The sequence below is a fragment of the Kitasatospora sp. NPDC058478 genome, assembly GCF_042720345.1.
Lineage (GTDB): Bacteria > Actinomycetota > Actinomycetes > Streptomycetales > Streptomycetaceae > Kitasatospora.
Genome location: NZ_JBHXML010000026.1, coordinates 76,962 through 91,577, shown reverse-complemented (window position 1 = coordinate 91,577; position 14,616 = coordinate 76,962). Strand labels below are relative to the sequence as shown.

At 70.4% G+C, this 14,616-nt stretch carries 15 protein-coding genes and 1 tRNA gene; 6 read left to right on the top strand and 10 right to left on the bottom strand.

Going from position 1 to position 14,616, the window contains the following annotated elements; genetic code table 11:
• Positions 1-31 precede the first annotated feature (31 nt).
• The 4 genes from ACFWPT_RS16750 to ACFWPT_RS16735 form a co-directional block, all read right to left on the bottom strand.
• On the bottom strand, positions 32-343 hold the full coding sequence (locus tag ACFWPT_RS16750) for a helix-turn-helix transcriptional regulator (RefSeq protein WP_063348348.1): 312 nt from the start codon (positions 341-343) through the stop codon (positions 32-34).
• 183 nt (positions 344-526) lie between these two features.
• Positions 527-2,260 carry a methionine--tRNA ligase gene (gene metG, locus ACFWPT_RS16745; RefSeq protein ID WP_380482383.1) on the bottom strand — a complete coding sequence of 578 codons (1,734 nt, stop codon included), beginning with the start codon at positions 2,258-2,260 and terminating at the stop codon, positions 527-529.
• Positions 2,261-2,470: 210 nt separating this feature from the next.
• A complete protein-coding gene (locus ACFWPT_RS16740; protein WP_063348346.1) occupies positions 2,471-2,671 on the bottom strand; it encodes a DUF397 domain-containing protein in 201 nt (66 codons plus the stop codon).
• Positions 2,668-3,519 (bottom strand): helix-turn-helix transcriptional regulator, encoded by an 852-nt coding sequence (locus ACFWPT_RS16735; RefSeq protein ID WP_063348345.1) that lies wholly within the window; start codon positions 3,517-3,519, stop codon positions 2,668-2,670. The genes ACFWPT_RS16740 and ACFWPT_RS16735 overlap by 4 nt, the downstream gene beginning before the upstream one ends.
• A 309-nt stretch (positions 3,520-3,828) precedes the next feature.
• Here ACFWPT_RS16735 and ACFWPT_RS16730 point away from each other — a divergent pair, with 309 nt between their 5' ends.
• On the top strand, positions 3,829-3,987 hold the full coding sequence (locus ACFWPT_RS16730; protein ID WP_159398464.1) for a hypothetical protein: 159 nt from the start codon (positions 3,829-3,831) through the stop codon (positions 3,985-3,987).
• Between the two features lie 51 nt (positions 3,988-4,038).
• Here ACFWPT_RS16730 and ACFWPT_RS16725 read toward each other — a convergent pair whose 3' ends face one another.
• From ACFWPT_RS16725 to ACFWPT_RS16715, 3 genes are all read right to left on the bottom strand, one after another.
• On the bottom strand, positions 4,039-4,239 hold the full coding sequence (locus tag ACFWPT_RS16725) for a DUF397 domain-containing protein (protein WP_063348344.1): 201 nt from the start codon (positions 4,237-4,239) through the stop codon (positions 4,039-4,041).
• Positions 4,240-4,299: 60 nt separating this feature from the next.
• The gene (locus ACFWPT_RS16720) at positions 4,300-4,929 is read right to left on the bottom strand and encodes a GNAT family N-acetyltransferase (RefSeq protein ID WP_380482380.1); all 630 of its coding nucleotides are present in this window, start codon (positions 4,927-4,929) and stop codon (positions 4,300-4,302) included.
• A 125-nt stretch (positions 4,930-5,054) separates the two neighbouring features.
• Positions 5,055-6,338, bottom strand: coding sequence for an adenylosuccinate synthase (locus ACFWPT_RS16715; RefSeq protein WP_063348342.1), 1,284 nt, complete (start codon positions 6,336-6,338; stop codon positions 5,055-5,057).
• A gap of 126 nt (positions 6,339-6,464) precedes the next feature.
• On the opposite strand from ACFWPT_RS16715, the gene ACFWPT_RS16710 reads away from it, so the two are divergent.
• The 3 genes from ACFWPT_RS16710 to purM all read left to right on the top strand — a co-directional run bounded on the left by ACFWPT_RS16710 (position 6,465) and on the right by purM (position 10,310).
• Entirely contained in the window at positions 6,465-7,319 is an 855-nt protein-coding gene (locus ACFWPT_RS16710) for a hypothetical protein (RefSeq protein ID WP_063348341.1), read from the top strand.
• A 242-nt stretch (positions 7,320-7,561) separates the two neighbouring features.
• The gene (gene purF, locus ACFWPT_RS16705; protein ID WP_063348340.1) at positions 7,562-9,145 is read left to right on the top strand and encodes an amidophosphoribosyltransferase; all 1,584 of its coding nucleotides are present in this window, start codon (positions 7,562-7,564) and stop codon (positions 9,143-9,145) included.
• A 79-nt stretch (positions 9,146-9,224) separates the two neighbouring features.
• Complete coding sequence (gene purM, locus ACFWPT_RS16700; RefSeq protein WP_063348339.1) at positions 9,225-10,310, top strand: phosphoribosylformylglycinamidine cyclo-ligase; 1,086 nt, start codon at positions 9,225-9,227, stop codon at positions 10,308-10,310.
• 162 nt (positions 10,311-10,472) lie between these two features.
• On the opposite strand, the gene ACFWPT_RS16695 is transcribed toward purM, so the two are convergent.
• Together ACFWPT_RS16695 and ACFWPT_RS16690 are read right to left on the bottom strand one after the other, a co-directional pair.
• A complete protein-coding gene (locus ACFWPT_RS16695; RefSeq protein WP_063348338.1) occupies positions 10,473-10,730 on the bottom strand; it encodes a DUF3073 domain-containing protein in 258 nt (85 codons plus the stop codon).
• A 416-nt stretch (positions 10,731-11,146) separates the two neighbouring features.
• Positions 11,147-12,304 (bottom strand): Glu/Leu/Phe/Val dehydrogenase dimerization domain-containing protein, encoded by a 1,158-nt coding sequence (locus ACFWPT_RS16690; RefSeq protein WP_063348337.1) that lies wholly within the window; start codon positions 12,302-12,304, stop codon positions 11,147-11,149.
• Between the two features lie 199 nt (positions 12,305-12,503).
• Between ACFWPT_RS16690 and ACFWPT_RS16685 the strand changes: the two genes are divergently transcribed.
• Both ACFWPT_RS16685 and bldC read left to right on the top strand, forming a co-directional pair.
• Positions 12,504-13,400: a hypothetical protein gene (locus ACFWPT_RS16685; RefSeq protein ID WP_380482378.1), complete on the top strand. Its 897-nt coding sequence runs from the start codon at positions 12,504-12,506 to the stop codon at positions 13,398-13,400.
• A 485-nt stretch (positions 13,401-13,885) separates the two neighbouring features.
• On the top strand, positions 13,886-14,092 hold the full coding sequence (gene bldC, locus ACFWPT_RS16680) for a developmental transcriptional regulator BldC (protein WP_014137253.1): 207 nt from the start codon (positions 13,886-13,888) through the stop codon (positions 14,090-14,092).
• A 357-nt stretch (positions 14,093-14,449) separates the two neighbouring features.
• Here the strand turns inward: bldC and ACFWPT_RS16675 are convergent.
• A tRNA-Asp gene (locus ACFWPT_RS16675) sits at positions 14,450-14,523 on the bottom strand.
• Positions 14,524-14,616 lie beyond the last annotated feature (93 nt).

Sequence of the window (14,616 nt, the reverse complement as noted above, 5' to 3'; positions counted from 1 at the left end):
GGGGCTCCCCCGCCCCGGCTGCGGCAGAGGCCTACAGGGTGTGACCGAGAGCGGTGATGAGGGCGGCGATGCGGGCCTCGTCGCGGCGGTAGTGGGTCCACTTGCCGATCCGGGTGGCGCGGACGAGGCCGGCGCGCTGGAGTTCGGCGAGGTAGGCGGAGACGGTGGACTGGGCGAGGCCGGCCTTGGCCTGGATGTGGCTGACGCAGACGCCGACCTCGCGCGGGTCGGCGACCGCTTCCTCCAGGGGGAAGTGGCGTTCGGGTTCGCGCAACCATGCCAGCAGTTGCAGGCGCGTCGGGTTGGCGATCGCCCGCAGGGCGGTGACCAGGTCAACATCCATGGCTGGAAGCGTACCGGCGTGTTACGGCAGGGCCTCGGCGAGCCGACGCCGGTCAGTGGGGCAGTGGGGTGCCGCCCGGCGGGGTGCCGATGACCTGGACGAACCATCGGTGACGGGGCATCAGATTCCCTCCGGTGTCGGGAGGGTGGCGGACGGCCCGGGCCCCGGGCCGTCCGCCGGGGCTCAGCCCTCCTGGCCGCCGAAGCGGGTGGTCCAGGCGGCCAGGTCCTCGTCGGTGATCTTGGCGAACAGCACCGGCGGCACGGTGAACGCCGTCCCGGCCGGTACCAGGTCCAGTGTCCGCGCCTGCTCCGGGCCGACCCAGGACAGGCCGGCCGCCGGAGCGTCCCCGGGCAGGGCGAAGGCTCCGCGCATCGCCGCCGCCGCGGTCGGGATGAACGGCTCGGAGACCACCGCGTACAGCTGGATCAGGTTCATCGCGGTGCGCAGGGTCAGCGCCGCCGCGTCCGGGTCGGTCTTCACCTGGAGCCAGGGCGCCTTCTCGTCCAGGTACGCGTTGCCCGCGCTCCACAGCGCGCGCAGCCCCTGCGCGGCCTTGCGGAAGTTGAGCGCGTCCAACTGGGCCTCGTACTCGGCCAGCAGGGCGGCGATCTGCTCGCCGAGGCGCTGTTCGGCCTCGCCGGGCGCGTGGCCGGCCGGGACGGCGTCGCCGAAGCGCTTGCGGCTGAAGGTGAGCACCCGGTTGACGAAGTTGCCGAGGGTGTCGGCGAGGTCCTTGTTGACGACGGAGGCGAAGAGGTCCCAGGTGAAGCTGGAGTCGTCCGACTCGGGGGCGTGCGCCATCAGGAAGTAGCGCCAGTAGTCGGCCGGCAGCAGTTCCAGGGCGACGTCGGTGAAGATGCCGCGCTTCTGGCTGGTGGAGAACTTCCCGCCGTAGTACGTCAGCCAGTTGAAGGCCTTGACGTAGTCGACCTTCTTCCACGGCCGGCGCGAGCCGAGGATCGTGGCCGGGAACATCACGGTGTGGAACGGGACGTTGTCCTTGGCCATGAACTCGGTGTACCGGACGCTGTGGTCGGCCTCGTACCACCAGGACTTCCAGTCCCGGGCCTGCCCGGCCGGGGCCGCGTCCGCCCACTCCTTGGTGGCGCCGATGTACTCGATCGGGGCGTCGAACCAGACGTAGAACACCTTGCCCTCGGCCGCCAGCTCCGGCCAGACGTCGGCCGGCACCGGGACGCCCCACTCCAGGTCGCGGGTGATCGCGCGGTCCTGGAGGCCTTCGGTGAGCCACTTGCGGGCGATCGAGGAGGCCAGCACCGGCCAGTCGTCGCCGTGGGCGGCGATCCACTGCTCGACCTCGTCGGTCAGCTCCGACTGGAGCAGGAACAGGTGCCTGGTCTCCCGGACCTCCAGGTCGGAGCTGCCGCTGATCGCCGAACGCGGCTCCAGCAGGTCGGTCGGGTCCAGCACCCGGGTGCAGTTCTCGCACTGGTCGCCGCGCGCCTTGTCGTAGCCGCAGTGCGGGCAGGTGCCGACGATGTAGCGGTCCGGCAGGAAGCGGCCGTCGGCGTTGGAGTACACCTGCCGGATCGCGCGCTCCTCGATGAAGCCGTTGCGCTGGAGTTCGCGGGCGATCTCCTGGGTGATCTCGCGGTTCTGCGGGGAGGAGCTGCGGCCGAAGTGGTCGAAGGACAGCCCGAAGCCGTCGTACACGGCCTTCTGCGCGTCGTGCGCCTGGGCGCAGAACTCGGCGACGGGCAGCCCGGCCTCCTGTGCGGCCAGTTCGGCGGGCGTGCCGTGCTCGTCGGTCGCGCAGATGTAGAGCACCTCGTGGCCGCGCTGGCGCAGGTAGCGGGAGTAGACGTCCGCCGGGAGCATCGACCCGACCATGTTGCCCAGGTGCTTGATCCCGTTGATGTACGGAAGGGCGCTGGTGACCAGGTGCCGAGCCATCCTCGGATGCTCCGATTTCTCCCGCACGCGCACCCCATCCGGAGTGCTGTGCCAGGCGCAGGGGTCCACTGTGGGCTGCCAAGCCTACCGCCGCGGGGCCGGGAGGGCGGTGCGGTTCAGGGGTGGGTGCGGTTCAAGGGCGGTGCTGCTCAGGGGCGGGTGCGGCTCGGGTGCGGCTCGGGTGCGGTGCCGCTCGGGGGCGGGTGCGGTTCAGGGCCCGACGGAGTCGCTGTACCGGTCGAACTCCCCGGCCTTCACCCCGCGGACGAACGCGGCCCACTTGCGCGGCGTGGTCCGGACGACGATCTCGGGGCGGTCCGACTCGCGGATCTCCACCAGACCGTCGGCGGCTCTGATCTCGACGCACTCGTTGCTCTCGCCGCTGGACGAGGACTTCCGCCACTCAGTCATGAGAAGTCTTTCAGTAAGGCCCGGATGAAGTCCCGGGACTCGGCCGGCCCGAGGGCGACCGCGGCGGTCTCCTCCTTGATCTGTCGGTAGGTCTGCAGTTCGGTGTCGAGGTGCACGAACTTCGGCCCGTTCGAGAGGTCGATCTGCACGGTGTCGAGCTCGGGAACGGGCCCGCGGGCGAGGTAGAGGCTCTCTCCGGACCCGGGAAAGGTGTCGACGCTGAACGGGATGGTCCGGATCTCCACCCCGGGCCGCTCGGAATCCTCCAGCACGCCGAGCAGCTGGTCGCGCAGCACCACCGCCCCGCCGAACTGCATGCGCAGCGCGGATTCGTGGATGTACGCGGCGTACGGCTTCGGGCGTTCGGTGAACAGCCGCTGGCGTTGGATCCGGAATGCCGTGCGGGCGTCGGCGTCCGGCTGGGGCATGGGTGGCCGGACCCGGGCGAACACCGCGGAGGCGTACGCCGAGGTCTGCAGCAGTCCGGGGATGAAGGTGGTGTGCAGGATGGCCAGCGACTCGGCGTGGTGTTCCATTTCCGCGATGTCGATGAGCCCGCCGGGCAGCCGGCCGCGGTAGCCGTCCCACCAGTACTTGCGCCGGTCCTGTGTCATCGCGAGCAGCGCGTCGAGGTAGGGGCCGTCGGAGCAGTGGCAGGTGCGGGCCCAGAGCCGGAGCCGTTCGGCGCTGATGCCGGACTTCCCGTTCTCCATCTGCGAGATCTTGGGCAGGTCGGTGCCCAGGGTGGCGGCCAGGCTCTTGGGCGTCACGCCCACGCGTTCGCGCATCTTGCGCAGCTCGATGCCAAGGCGCTGCTGACGCACGGTCGGCGACAAGCGGGGTGGCATGACTCTCTTCTCCGGATCGCGGCTCGGGTCGATGCTTCCGGTGAAGTGTGCCGTGCTTACCCGGCCCTAGCTACTGAAATGGGGGATACCCCACGATGGAGTGAACGTTCTCCCGCTCGGTAGCAAGTCTTGCACCTCGACCCTATGGTCGATCCCGCGTCAGTCACTGACTTGTTGTGGCCTAAACAGCCGCCAATCAGCCGTAAATACACACCAGATGCATGGTCGGCACGCTCGACATCACCGACCGGAGACTGTCATGCCGCTTCCGCTGCTTCTCGCCCCCGCCCACCGCATTCCCGCTACCCGGTGAACGGCCTGCTCGTCGCCGGTTTGTCCGCCCTCCTGCTGGCCGTGCTATTCGTCGGCTGGCTGGTCTGGCTGGTCAACGCCCAACCCCGCGAACCGCGTTCCGCAAAACGCGAGTTCGTCGTCCGCCATTCCTCCGCCGCCGTCGAGAAGAAATAGCGCGCGGCAGCGGTGGCCCCCCGCCGGGAGGGGGGCCACCGGAGGGTGCGGTCAGCCGTCGCCGAAGTGGTCGAATTCTCCGCGCTTCACGCCCTCGATCCAGAGCGCGAACTTCTGCGGGGTGGTGACGATGATCGCGTCGGGGCTCTCGGATTCGCGGACCTCGATCAGCCCCCGTTCGTTGACGGACACCTCCACGGAGTCACTGCCGTCCCGGGTGCTGCTGGTGGACTTCTGCCACTGCTGGGTCATCGGTTGCCTTCTCCCATTCCGGTTCCTGCCTGGCACCCTGGACAACTCCCGGGGGGCCGTTCAGGAACGGGGGCGCACGGAGGGTTCGGCACCGCGCGAAAGGCGCTCGACGAGGCGGATCCGGGCGACGGGCCACTCGTCGGCGAGCATCGAGAAGTAGGCGGTGTCGCGCCACACGCCGGTGTCGCGCCGCTTCTCGCGGCGGTGGACGCCCTCGTACTGGGCGCCGAGGCGCAGGATCGCGTTGCGGGAGCGCTCGTTGAGCGCGTCCGTCTTCCAGTAGACCCGGCCCATGCCCAGGTCGTCGAAGGCGTGGGAGAGCAGCAGCAGCTTGGCCTCGGTGTTGACGGGCGTGCGCCAGACCGAGCGGGCGTACCAGGTGCCGCCGATCTCGACGACCTCGTCGTCGGCCCTGAAGTCGTAGTAGCCGGTGACGCCGACGGCCCGGCCGCTGGGGAGGTCGATCACGGCGAACTTCACCGCCGATCCGGCCGCCACCTCGGCGAGCCGGGCGTCGATGATCGCGCCCAGTTCCTCCTCGGTGGCGGGCGGGAGGGAGGGGATCCAGCGCCAGACCTCCGGGTCGGGGCCGACGCCGGCCCACAGGTCGGGCAGGTGGTGGCGGCCGAGGGGCTCCAGGCGGATGTGGCGGCCGGTGAGGGTGACGGGTGTGGGCGGCTGTGCGGTCATGCCGGAAAGGTAGCGCCACGCTGCACTAGATGCAATGGACTTCTGCGCTAGTGCAAAATCGGCGGAGCGGGCAAAGCGAAGGGCCCTGCGGGACGTGTCCCGCAGGGCCCTCGACCGGATCAGGCTCAGATGAACGAGTTGATCTGGATCGTCTCGTCGCGGCCCGGGCCGACGCCGATGGCGGAGATCGGCGCGCCGGACATCTCCTCCAGCGCCTTCACGTACGCCTGCGCGTTCTTCGGCAGCTCGGCGAAGGTCTTGGCCTTGCTGATGTCCTCGGTCCAACCCGGCAGCGTCTCGTAGATCGGCTTGGCGTGGTGGAAGTCGGACTGGTTGTACGGGAGTTCCTCGACCCGCTTGCCGTCGATCTCGTACGCGACGCAGACCGGGATCTGCTCCCAGCCGGTGAGCACGTCGAGCTTGGTGAGGAAGAAGTCGGTGAGGCCGTTGACCCGGGTCGCGTAGCGCGCGATGACCGCGTCGAACCAGCCGCAGCGACGGTCACGGCCGGTGGTGACACCGCGCTCGCCGCCGATGCGGCGCAGCGCCTCGCCGTCCTCGTCCAGCAGCTCGGTCGGGAACGGGCCCGAGCCGACGCGGGTGGTGTACGCCTTCAGGATGCCGATGACCCGGTCGATCTTGGTCGGGCCGATGCCGGCGCCGGTGCAGGCGCCGCCCGAGGTCGGGTTCGACGAGGTCACGAAGGGGTACGTGCCGTGGTCGACGTCGAGCAGGGTGCCCTGGCCGCCCTCCAGCAGGACGACCTTGTTCGCCTTGAGCGCCTGGTCCAGGACGAGGGTGGTGTCGGCGAGGAAGGGCTTGATCTTGTCCGCGTAGCCGAGGTACTCCTCGACGACCAGCTCGGCCGGGATGGCGCGGCGGTTGTACAGCTTGACCAGGATCTGGTTCTTGTCGTGCAGCGCCGCCTCGATCTTCTGGCGCAGGATCGACTCGTCGAACAGGTCCTGGACCCGGATGCCGACGCGGTTGATCTTGTCCGCGTAGGTCGGGCCGATGCCGCGGCCGGTGGTGCCGATCCGGCGCTTGCCGAGGAAGCGCTCGGTGACCTTGTCCAGGGTGCGGTGGTACGGCGTGATCAGGTGGGCGTTGCCCGAGACCAGCAGCTTCGAGGTGTCGATGCCACGGTCGTTGAGGCCGCTCAGCTCGGAGAGCAGCACGCCCGGGTCGATGACGACGCCGTTGCCGATGACCGGCGTCACGTTAGGGCTGAGGATGCCGGAGGGGAGCAGGTGCAGGGCGTACTTCTGGTCGCCGATGACCACCGTGTGACCGGCGTTGTTGCCGCCCTGGTAGCGGACGACGTAGTCGACGGAGCCGCCGAGGAGGTCGGTGGCCTTCCCCTTGCCCTCGTCCCCCCACTGAGCGCCAACGAGCACGAGTGCCGGCACAGGCGTACACCCCTTCCGGTTGGGGCATCCTGCGTAGGCCGCAGTCTGCCCCGAGATAGACGAAGCCCCTGGCGCAGTAGCGCAAGGGGCTCTTGCACCGAGAGATTACCTGAGGAAGGACCGGTCGTGTCGTCCCTGTCCACGCCCGCAACCGGCGGCCCCGAGCCGCTCCTGCTGCTCCTCGACCCGGCGGCCCGGCACACCGACGGCGAGTCGGTGCGGATCGCGAAGGACGTGCTCTGCGGAGGCGCGGACGTCAAGGTGGTCTATCCGGAGAGCCCGTCCGAACTCGACCGGGTGCTTTCGCACCGGGGTCGGCGGCGGCCGGTCGTGATCGGTTCCGACCTGGCGTTGCAGCGGGTGCTCCAAGCCCTGTACCGCCAGCGTGAGCTGGGCGCGGATCCGGTGGGCATGGTTCCGGTCGGCCGGTCGGAGGAGCTGGCCGCGGCCCGCGCGCTCGGGGTGCCGGGCGAGCCGGTCCGGGCCGCGCGGGCGGTGCTGTCGGGTGCGGCGCGCAAGCTCGACCTGCTGGTGGACGACGGCGGCGGGGTGGCGCTGGGAGGGGTGCGGATCACCGGTGCCGGGACGCGGCGACCGGCCGGCCGTACGGGTGGTTGGCGTTCGCTATGGGCGAAACTGGCTGCGGCCGAGCAGGCGAACGCACTCACGGCGGACGGCCGGTCCTGCGCCGAGCACAATCCCCGGGTCCGGGTCGAGGCCGACGGCCGGCTGCTCGCCGACGTGCACCGGCCGGTGCGGCTGGTCCAGCTGACCCTGCCGGGCGTCGAGGCGGACGGCGCGGGCGTGCTGGAGGTGGTGATCCGCGCGCCCGGCGCCCTGGTGCGCGCCCGGGCGGAGAGCGTCTCGGTGGTCGGGCGCGGCTTCGGCTACGAGGCGGACGGCCACCCCGTCGGTCCGGTCCGCGCCCGCACGTGGACGGTCCACCCGGGCGCCTGGGGCCTGTTGCTGCCCGCCGCGTGACGCCGGGGTGAACCCCGGGTGAGCAGGCTCACTTTCGCGGCCGCCCCGACTCCCGGCTCTCCGCACACGGAACGCCCCAACAGGCGCGAACCACAAGGCCAACCGCCTCCGGCCGGAATTCCCCCCACCCGAAATCCCCACCTGGTAAGGGGTTTTGTCTACGCGCGTTACCGGCCGATCGCCAGACAATCCCGGCCGCCCGGGTTCCGGAAGCCGGTGCCCGCTGCCCTAGACTCGAAGACGTGCCACGTGGTGACGGAAGACTCAACCACGATCTTCTTCCCGGTGAGAAAGGCCCCCAGGACGCTTGCGGCGTCTTCGGTGTCTGGGCTCCCGGCGAGGAGGTCGCCAAGCTCACGTTCTTCGGCCTTTACGCCCTGCAGCACCGCGGTCAGGAATCCGCGGGCATCGCAGTGAGCAACGGCTCCCAGATTCTCGTCTTCAAGGACATGGGGCTTGTCTCCCAGGTCTTCGACGAGGCCTCCCTGGGGTCGTTGCACGGGCATATCGCCGTCGGACACGCCCGCTACTCGACCACCGGGTCCTCGGTCTGGGAGAACGCCCAGCCGACCTTCCGCGCGACCGTGCACGGTTCGCTGGCCCTCGGGCACAACGGAAACCTGGTGAACACCGCCGAACTGGCGGAGATGGTCGCCGAACTGCCCGGTGAGGAGCACGTCTCCCGCTCCGGGCGGAGCGCCGCGACCAACGACACCGACCTGGTGACCGCGCTGCTCGCCGGCCACCCGGACCTCTCCATCGAGGAGACGGCCAAGGTCGTGCTGCCCAAGGTCAAGGGCGCGTTCTCGCTCGTCTTCATGGACGAGCACACCCTCTACGCCGCCCGCGACCCGCAGGGCATCCGCCCGCTGGTGCTCGGCCGGCTGGAGCGCGGCTGGGTGGTCGCCTCCGAGACGGCGGCGCTGGACATCTGCGGCGCCTCGTTCATCCGCGAGGTCGAGCCCGGCGAGCTGATCGCCGTCGACGAGAACGGGATGCGCAGCTCCCGCTTCGCCGAGGCGAAGCCCAAGGGCTGCGTGTTCGAGTACGTCTACCTGGCCCGCCCCGACACCAGCATCGCCGGGCGCAACGTGCACCTCTCCCGCGTGGAGATGGGCCGCCGCCTGGCGAAGGAGGCGCCCGCCGAGGCCGACCTGGTGATAGCGACGCCGGAGTCCGGCACCCCCGCCGCGATCGGCTACGCCGAGGCCAGCGGCATCCCGTACGGCTCCGGTCTGGTGAAGAACGCCTACGTGGGCCGCACCTTCATCCAGCCCAGCCAGACCATCCGTCAGCTCGGCATCCGGCTCAAGCTCAACCCGCTGCGCGAGGTCATCGCGGGCAAGCGCCTGGTGGTCGTCGACGACTCGATCGTCCGCGGCAACACCCAGCGCGCGCTGGTGCGGATGCTGCGCGAGGCCGGCGCCGCCGAGGTGCACATCCGGATCTCCTCGCCGCCGGTGAAGTGGCCGTGCTTCTTCGGCATCGACTTCGCCACCCGCGCGGAGCTGATCGCCAACGGGATGACCGTCGAGGAGATCGGCCGCACCCTCGGCGCGGACTCGCTCTCCTACATCTCGATCGACGGCATGATCGAGGCCACCAAGCAGCCCAAGGACAGGCTCTGCCGGGCCTGCTTCGACGGCGAGTACCCGATGGAGCTGCCGGACCCGGCACTGCTCGGCAAGCTCCTGCTGGAGGCCGAGATCAAGGGCAGCCAGCAGCCGCCGGCCGTGCGCGGCAAGCCGACCAGCGGCAGCGACCTGGACGGCGTCCAGTCGCTGCTCGGCGGGGCGGGCGCGGCCGACGCGCTGCGCCGCCCGTAACGAATCCACGGTGGGGTCCCGCGAAACGGGGCCCCACCGCTGTTCCAGCCCCCACCAGACCCGAGAGGGCCGCACCGTAGTGACCAGCAACCAGAACGGCGCCACCTACGCCGCAGCCGGCGTCGACATCGAGGCGGGCGACCGCGCCGTCGAGCTCATGAAGCAGTGGGTGAAGAAGGCGAACCGCCCCGAGGTGGTCGGCGGTCTCGGCGGCTTCGCCGGCCTCTTCGACGCGTCCGCCTTCAAGCGCTACGAGCGGCCGCTGCTGGCTTCGGCCACCGACGGCGTGGGGACCAAGGTGGCCATCGCGGCCGCCATGGACAAGCACGACACCATCGGCCACGACCTGGTCGGCATGGTCGTCGACGACCTGGTGGTGTGCGGCGCCGAGCCGCTGTTCATGACCGACTACATCTGCGTCGGCAAGGTCGTGCCGGAGCGGGTCGCCGCGATCGTCAAGGGCATCGCCGAGGGCTGCGCGCTGGCCGGCTGCGCCCTGGTCGGCGGCGAGACCGCCGAGCACCCGGGCCTGCTCGGCCCGGACGAGTACGACGTCGCGGGCGCCGGCACCGGCGTGGTCGAGGCGGACGCGCTGCTCGGCGCCGACCGCGTGCGGGCCGGCGACGTGGTGATCGCGATGGCGGCCTCGGGCCTGCACTCCAACGGCTACTCGTTGGTGCGCCACGTGCTGCTGAACGAGGCCGGCTGGAAGCTGGACCGCAAGGTCGAGGAGTTCGGCCGCACGCTCGGCGAGGAGCTGCTGGAGCCGACCCGGATCTACTCGCTGGACTGCCTGGCGCTCACCCGCGCCACCGAGATCCACGCCTTCTCGCACGTCACCGGCGGCGGCCTGGCGGCCAACCTGGCCCGGGTCGTCCCGGACGGCCTGCACGCCCGCCTGGACCGCGGCACCTGGACCCCGCTGCCGGTCTTCCAGACCGTCGCCCAGGTCGGCAAGGTGGCCACCCTGGAGATCGAGAAGACGCTCAACATGGGCGTCGGCATGGTCGCGGTCGTCCCGCCGTCCTCGGTGGACGCCGTGCTGGCGATCCTGGAGGACCGCGGCGTCGAGGCCTGGCTGCTCGGCGACATCGTCGAGCGCACCGGCGAGCACGAGGCCGGCGCGGCGCTCTACAACGCCTACGAGGGCTTCACCGCGGGCTGAGCCCGGCGGGACGACGGAAGGGCCCCTCCGGCGCACCGGAGGGGCCCTTCCGCGTCCTGCCACCCGGGGGGCGGCGACCCACCCGGTACGCCATCCGGTACGCGGAAACGCCGAAGACCGGCCTGGCGCGCTGGGCGCTGGGCCGGTCGGCGAAACTACTGGCTACGAGCGGCGAGAGGCCTGCGACGGCCCGGTGCCCGGCTCGGTGTCGTCCTCGTCGTCGAGGTCGGCATAGCGGGCGGCGTACTCGGCATACGGGTCGTCGTCCTCCTCCTCCTCGATCGGCTCCGGGTCGATCGGAGCGGTGGACGGCGATGCGCCCAGCTCGTTGGACAGACGGTTAGCGTCAAACCCGCCGCTGTTGTACTTCAGCTCGCGGGCGACCTTCGTCTGCTTGGCCTTGGCCCGGCCGCGCCCCATGGGTCGACCCCCTCAACGATGGGGCTCACGGCCCCGAGTCTGACACGTGTTCATGATCAGGAGCGGCCTGCCCGAATGGGAGGACCGTCCCTTGGAGCATTAACGGTACCTGTTTCCGCCGCTGGACGGTACGTCGTCGGTGTGACGTGGCGCGCACCGACCGCACCCGAGACCAGGTCTTCCCAGGTCAGGGGAGGTTTTGCGGCGGTTTGCGCGCTGTCCGGAGGTGTCTCAGGTCCGTCGTTCCAGGACCGATTATCCCCCCAAGGGGGACCTTGGATCACCCGATCGGGCGCAGAAGTGAGAATCCGGTTCCACATCGTGATGCGCGGGGGACGGCTGGGCCCCTCCCGCCCGGGGGCGGGTCACGGGGGTGCGGCCGCCCCCCGCGCGTCCGAGGTTCCGGGGGCGCCGGATCAGGCCCGGCGGGCGCCCGGCAGCAGGACCGTGCGCAGCGCGCTGATCTCGCGCATCCGCTTCTCGGCCAGGCGGTCGGCGGCGACCGCCGGCGGGACGCCGTCGGAGGCGGCCCGGGTGAAGATCTCCAGGGTGGTGTCGAAGATCCTGGTGGCCTTGTTCTTGGCCCGGTCGAAGTTGAAGCCCTCGATCTCGTCGGCGACCTGGATCACGCCGCCGGAGTTCACCAGGTAGTCCGGCGCGTAGAGGATGCCGCGGTCCGCGAGGTCCTTCTCGACGCCCGGGTGGGCCAGCTGGTTGTTGGCCGCGCCGCAGACGATCGTGGTGCCGGACTCGCCGAGCGCGGCCACCGTGTCGTCGGTCAGCGCGCCGCCCAGGGCGCAGGGGGCGTAGACGTCCAGCCGGGCCTGCAGCAGGGCGGCGGTGTCGGCGACGACCTCCACCTCCGGGTGGGCCGCGCGGACGCGGTTCACGGCGGTCTCGGAGACGTCGGTGATGACGACGGTGGCGCCGTCCGCGACGAGGTGGCCGACCAGGTAGTGGCCGACCTTGCCGACGCCCGCGACGCCGACCCGCTTGCCGCGCAGGGTCGGCTGGCCCCAGCGGGCCTGGGCGGTGGCGCGCATGCCCTGGAAGACGCCGAAGGCGGTCAGGATGGACGAGTCGCCGGCGCCGCCGTGCTCGGGCGAGCGGCCCGTCACGAACTGCGTCTCGCGCGCGATGACGTCCATGTCCTGCACGTAGGTGCCCACGTCGCAGGCGGTGATGTAGCGGCCGCGCAGGGACTCCACGAAGCGGCCGTAGGCACGGAGCATCGCCTCGTTCTTGTCCTTGTTGGGGTCGCCGATGATGACGGCCTTGCCGCCGCCGAGGTCGAGCCCGGCCAGCGCGTTCTTGTAGGACATGCCGCGGGACAGGTTGAGCGCGTCCTCCAGGGCCGCCTCCTCGGAGGCGTACGGGAAGAAGCGGGTGCCGCCGAGGGCCGGGCCCAGCGCGGTGGAGTGGATGGCGATGATCGCCTTGAGCCCGGAGCTGCGGTCGTGGCAGAGGACGACCTGCTCGTGGCCGTCGCCGGGGGCGCCGTCCTGCTCGGTGCGGAAGATCCTGCTGAGCACTCCGGGTGCGGGGTGCGTGGCGGATGTCTGTACGTCGGTCACTGTGGTGACTCCAGTATCGAAGGCCCGCCTGCTGTGGTGCGGGCGCCTAGGGCGAAGCGTAGTCGCGGGAGCGTCGCCGATCCGCCCTCTTGTCCGAGCTTGTCCCGGTGGTCCGAGGAGTGAGACGCAGGGGGGTGCGCGGTGCGGGCGCGAACGGTTCGGGGGCGCGCCCTCCCGGGGCCGGTCGGCGCGTGCGACCATGCAGGACGTGACCGTCGTGCGCACCTCGGTACTGCCGCCCTACGCCGCCCACCTGCGGGTCTACGAGCCGCTGGCCGCCTACCCGGAGTCCGAGCGGGTGCGCTGGCAGGCCTACGCGGCGGAGCACGGCCCGGACGCCGTCGAGGCGGCGCAGCCGGTGGCCGCGGCCGTCCTGGAGGAGCAGCGGGAGGCGCTGGCGGAGCTGGCCGCCCGGACGCCCCGGGCGCTGCCCGAGCGGGAGAGCGGGCGGGCCTACCTGCGGGTGGTGGACGGCGTGCTGTACGTCTGCCCGTGGGCGACCAGGCTGCGCAGCTGGCAGGCGCTGGAGGAGCTGCGGGCGGCCGCGCCGGTGGCGCTGCTGGACACCGCGGTGCCGCCGGTGGCCCGGGCGGCGGCGGAGGCGGACCGGGAGCGCTGGCGGGCCGGCCATCCGGACGCCCGGCCGTGGATCCTGACCAGCCGGTGGGAGGTGCCGGTGCGCTGGTTCCTGCCGTTCGGGGACGAGGACCGCTGTTTCGTGCCGGCGCAGGAGCCGGGCAAACCGGGGCGGGCGGCGGCGCTGTTCTACCTGGTGCCGATGGCGCAGGCGCGCCGCCGGGTGGCCCGGGCCTTCCGGGCGCTGCGTGAAGAGGTGCCGGACGGGGAACTGGTCCGGGGGGCGGAGCAGATCGGGCGGTGGCTGGAGGAATTCCATCCGCGCTCGCTGGTGGAGCTGGACTACGGGGGGCTGGTGCATGTGCTGGGGCCGGAGCGGCTGTTGGCGGATCGTTCGGCGGGGGAGCTGGAGGAGGGGCTGCGCGCGCTGCGGGCGGGGGACACCGCGCAGGCGCTGCACGCGTACGGGGAACTGACGGCGCGCTGGCGCAGGGTGCTGGCGCTGCGGTACGCGAACTGACGTCCGACCACCCGTGTATGACTGTAAGAGTCCTATGGCCCGAGCTGGATGACCAAGGTCCCGGTTCGGGTCAATAGCTGTCGAACGTGACACTACTCACCGTTGACGCGAACTTACCCCTATGTGCAAAAATGGGACAACCAGCCCAACTTCACGCGGGCATGCCCACTTTTGGGTGGTTCTGGAGTCGATGCGTGCTTTGCGGGGAAACAGGGGGTCTGGTCCCCTCGTAACCAGGCGTCACGGCCGCGTGACTGCCCGTTATGGGGTGGTCCATCGCCATCCGTCGCTCTTGAACCCGTGAGGGGTCAATTTTGGCGGTTTGGTCGATAGGGCTGGACGGATGGTGTAGTTGTAGACACCAGGACAAGCCGTTCGTCCTATAACCGACTCGGCCCGTCTATGCCATTTCGGGCATCGCGGGCCAAGGTGCAGAATTTGAAGGATAGAACCGCCCTGGTTCGGTTCTCCCGAGGAGGCCGCTCATGACCGCTCGTACCCCTGATGCTGAGCCCCTGCTGACGCCGGCAGAGGTCGCCACCATGTTCCGCGTGGACCCGAAGACGGTCACTCGTTGGGCCAAGGCGGGCAAGCTGACGTCCATTCGCACGCTCGGCGGTCACCGCCGTTACCGCGAGGCGGAGGTGCGCGCTCTGCTGGCCGGGATTCCCGCTCAGCGCACTGAGGCCTGATAGGCCAAAGGCTCTTTAAAGGGGCCGCTTACCGGACTCCGCCGGGTCCGGTAAGCGGCCCCTTTGCCATGCCCGCCCGCCGTGCCCGGGTACTCGGCACAACGTACGGAATGCTGAACTCCGGATAACGATTTGATGCGCATGATGCGGGGGGGATTTACAGTTAATGGCTGTACAATTTTACATATTAAATTAGTGAGGTCTTGGTGAGGGTGGTGCGGGGGTGCTCTCGGGAAAAGATAAGTGACGACCGTCACACCGTCTGTCACTTGTGGTCTGGACCTGGTCCGGGATAAACACCGGACGCCAAAAGCGAGAGGCCCGGAACCTGACGGTTCCGGGCCTCTCGCGCTGCGGCGATCCCGACGGGACTTGAACCCGCGACCTCCACCTTGACAGGGTGGCGAGCTAACCAACTGCTCCACGGGACCAGAGTTTCCTGATCTCGTTCACTCGCTTGCCGCGCTGCGAACAAGACAGACTGTAGCCCATGGTGGGCCCCCAGGTCGAACTGGCACCTGAGG

Excerpts from the sequence above, each read along its gene's own strand:
- ACFWPT_RS16750 (WP_063348348.1), bottom strand. The coding sequence starts at position 343 with ATGGATGTTGACCTGGTCACCGCCCTGCGGGCGATCGCCAACCCGACG.
- metG (WP_380482383.1), bottom strand. The coding sequence starts at position 2,260 with ATGGCTCGGCACCTGGTCACCAGCGCCCTTCCGTACATCAACGGGATC.
- ACFWPT_RS16740 (WP_063348346.1), bottom strand. The coding sequence starts at position 2,671 with ATGACTGAGTGGCGGAAGTCCTCGTCCAGCGGCGAGAGCAACGAGTGC.
- ACFWPT_RS16735 (WP_063348345.1), bottom strand. The coding sequence starts at position 3,519 with ATGCCACCCCGCTTGTCGCCGACCGTGCGTCAGCAGCGCCTTGGCATC.
- ACFWPT_RS16725 (WP_063348344.1), bottom strand. The coding sequence starts at position 4,239 with ATGACCCAGCAGTGGCAGAAGTCCACCAGCAGCACCCGGGACGGCAGT.
- ACFWPT_RS16720 (WP_380482380.1), bottom strand. The coding sequence starts at position 4,929 with ATGACCGCACAGCCGCCCACACCCGTCACCCTCACCGGCCGCCACATC.
- ACFWPT_RS16695 (WP_063348338.1), bottom strand. The coding sequence starts at position 10,730 with ATGGGGCGCGGCCGGGCCAAGGCCAAGCAGACGAAGGTCGCCCGCGAG.
- ACFWPT_RS16685 (WP_380482378.1), top strand. The coding sequence starts at position 12,504 with ATGCAGGACGTGACCGTCGTGCGCACCTCGGTACTGCCGCCCTACGCC.
- bldC (WP_014137253.1), top strand. The coding sequence starts at position 13,886 with ATGACCGCTCGTACCCCTGATGCTGAGCCCCTGCTGACGCCGGCAGAG.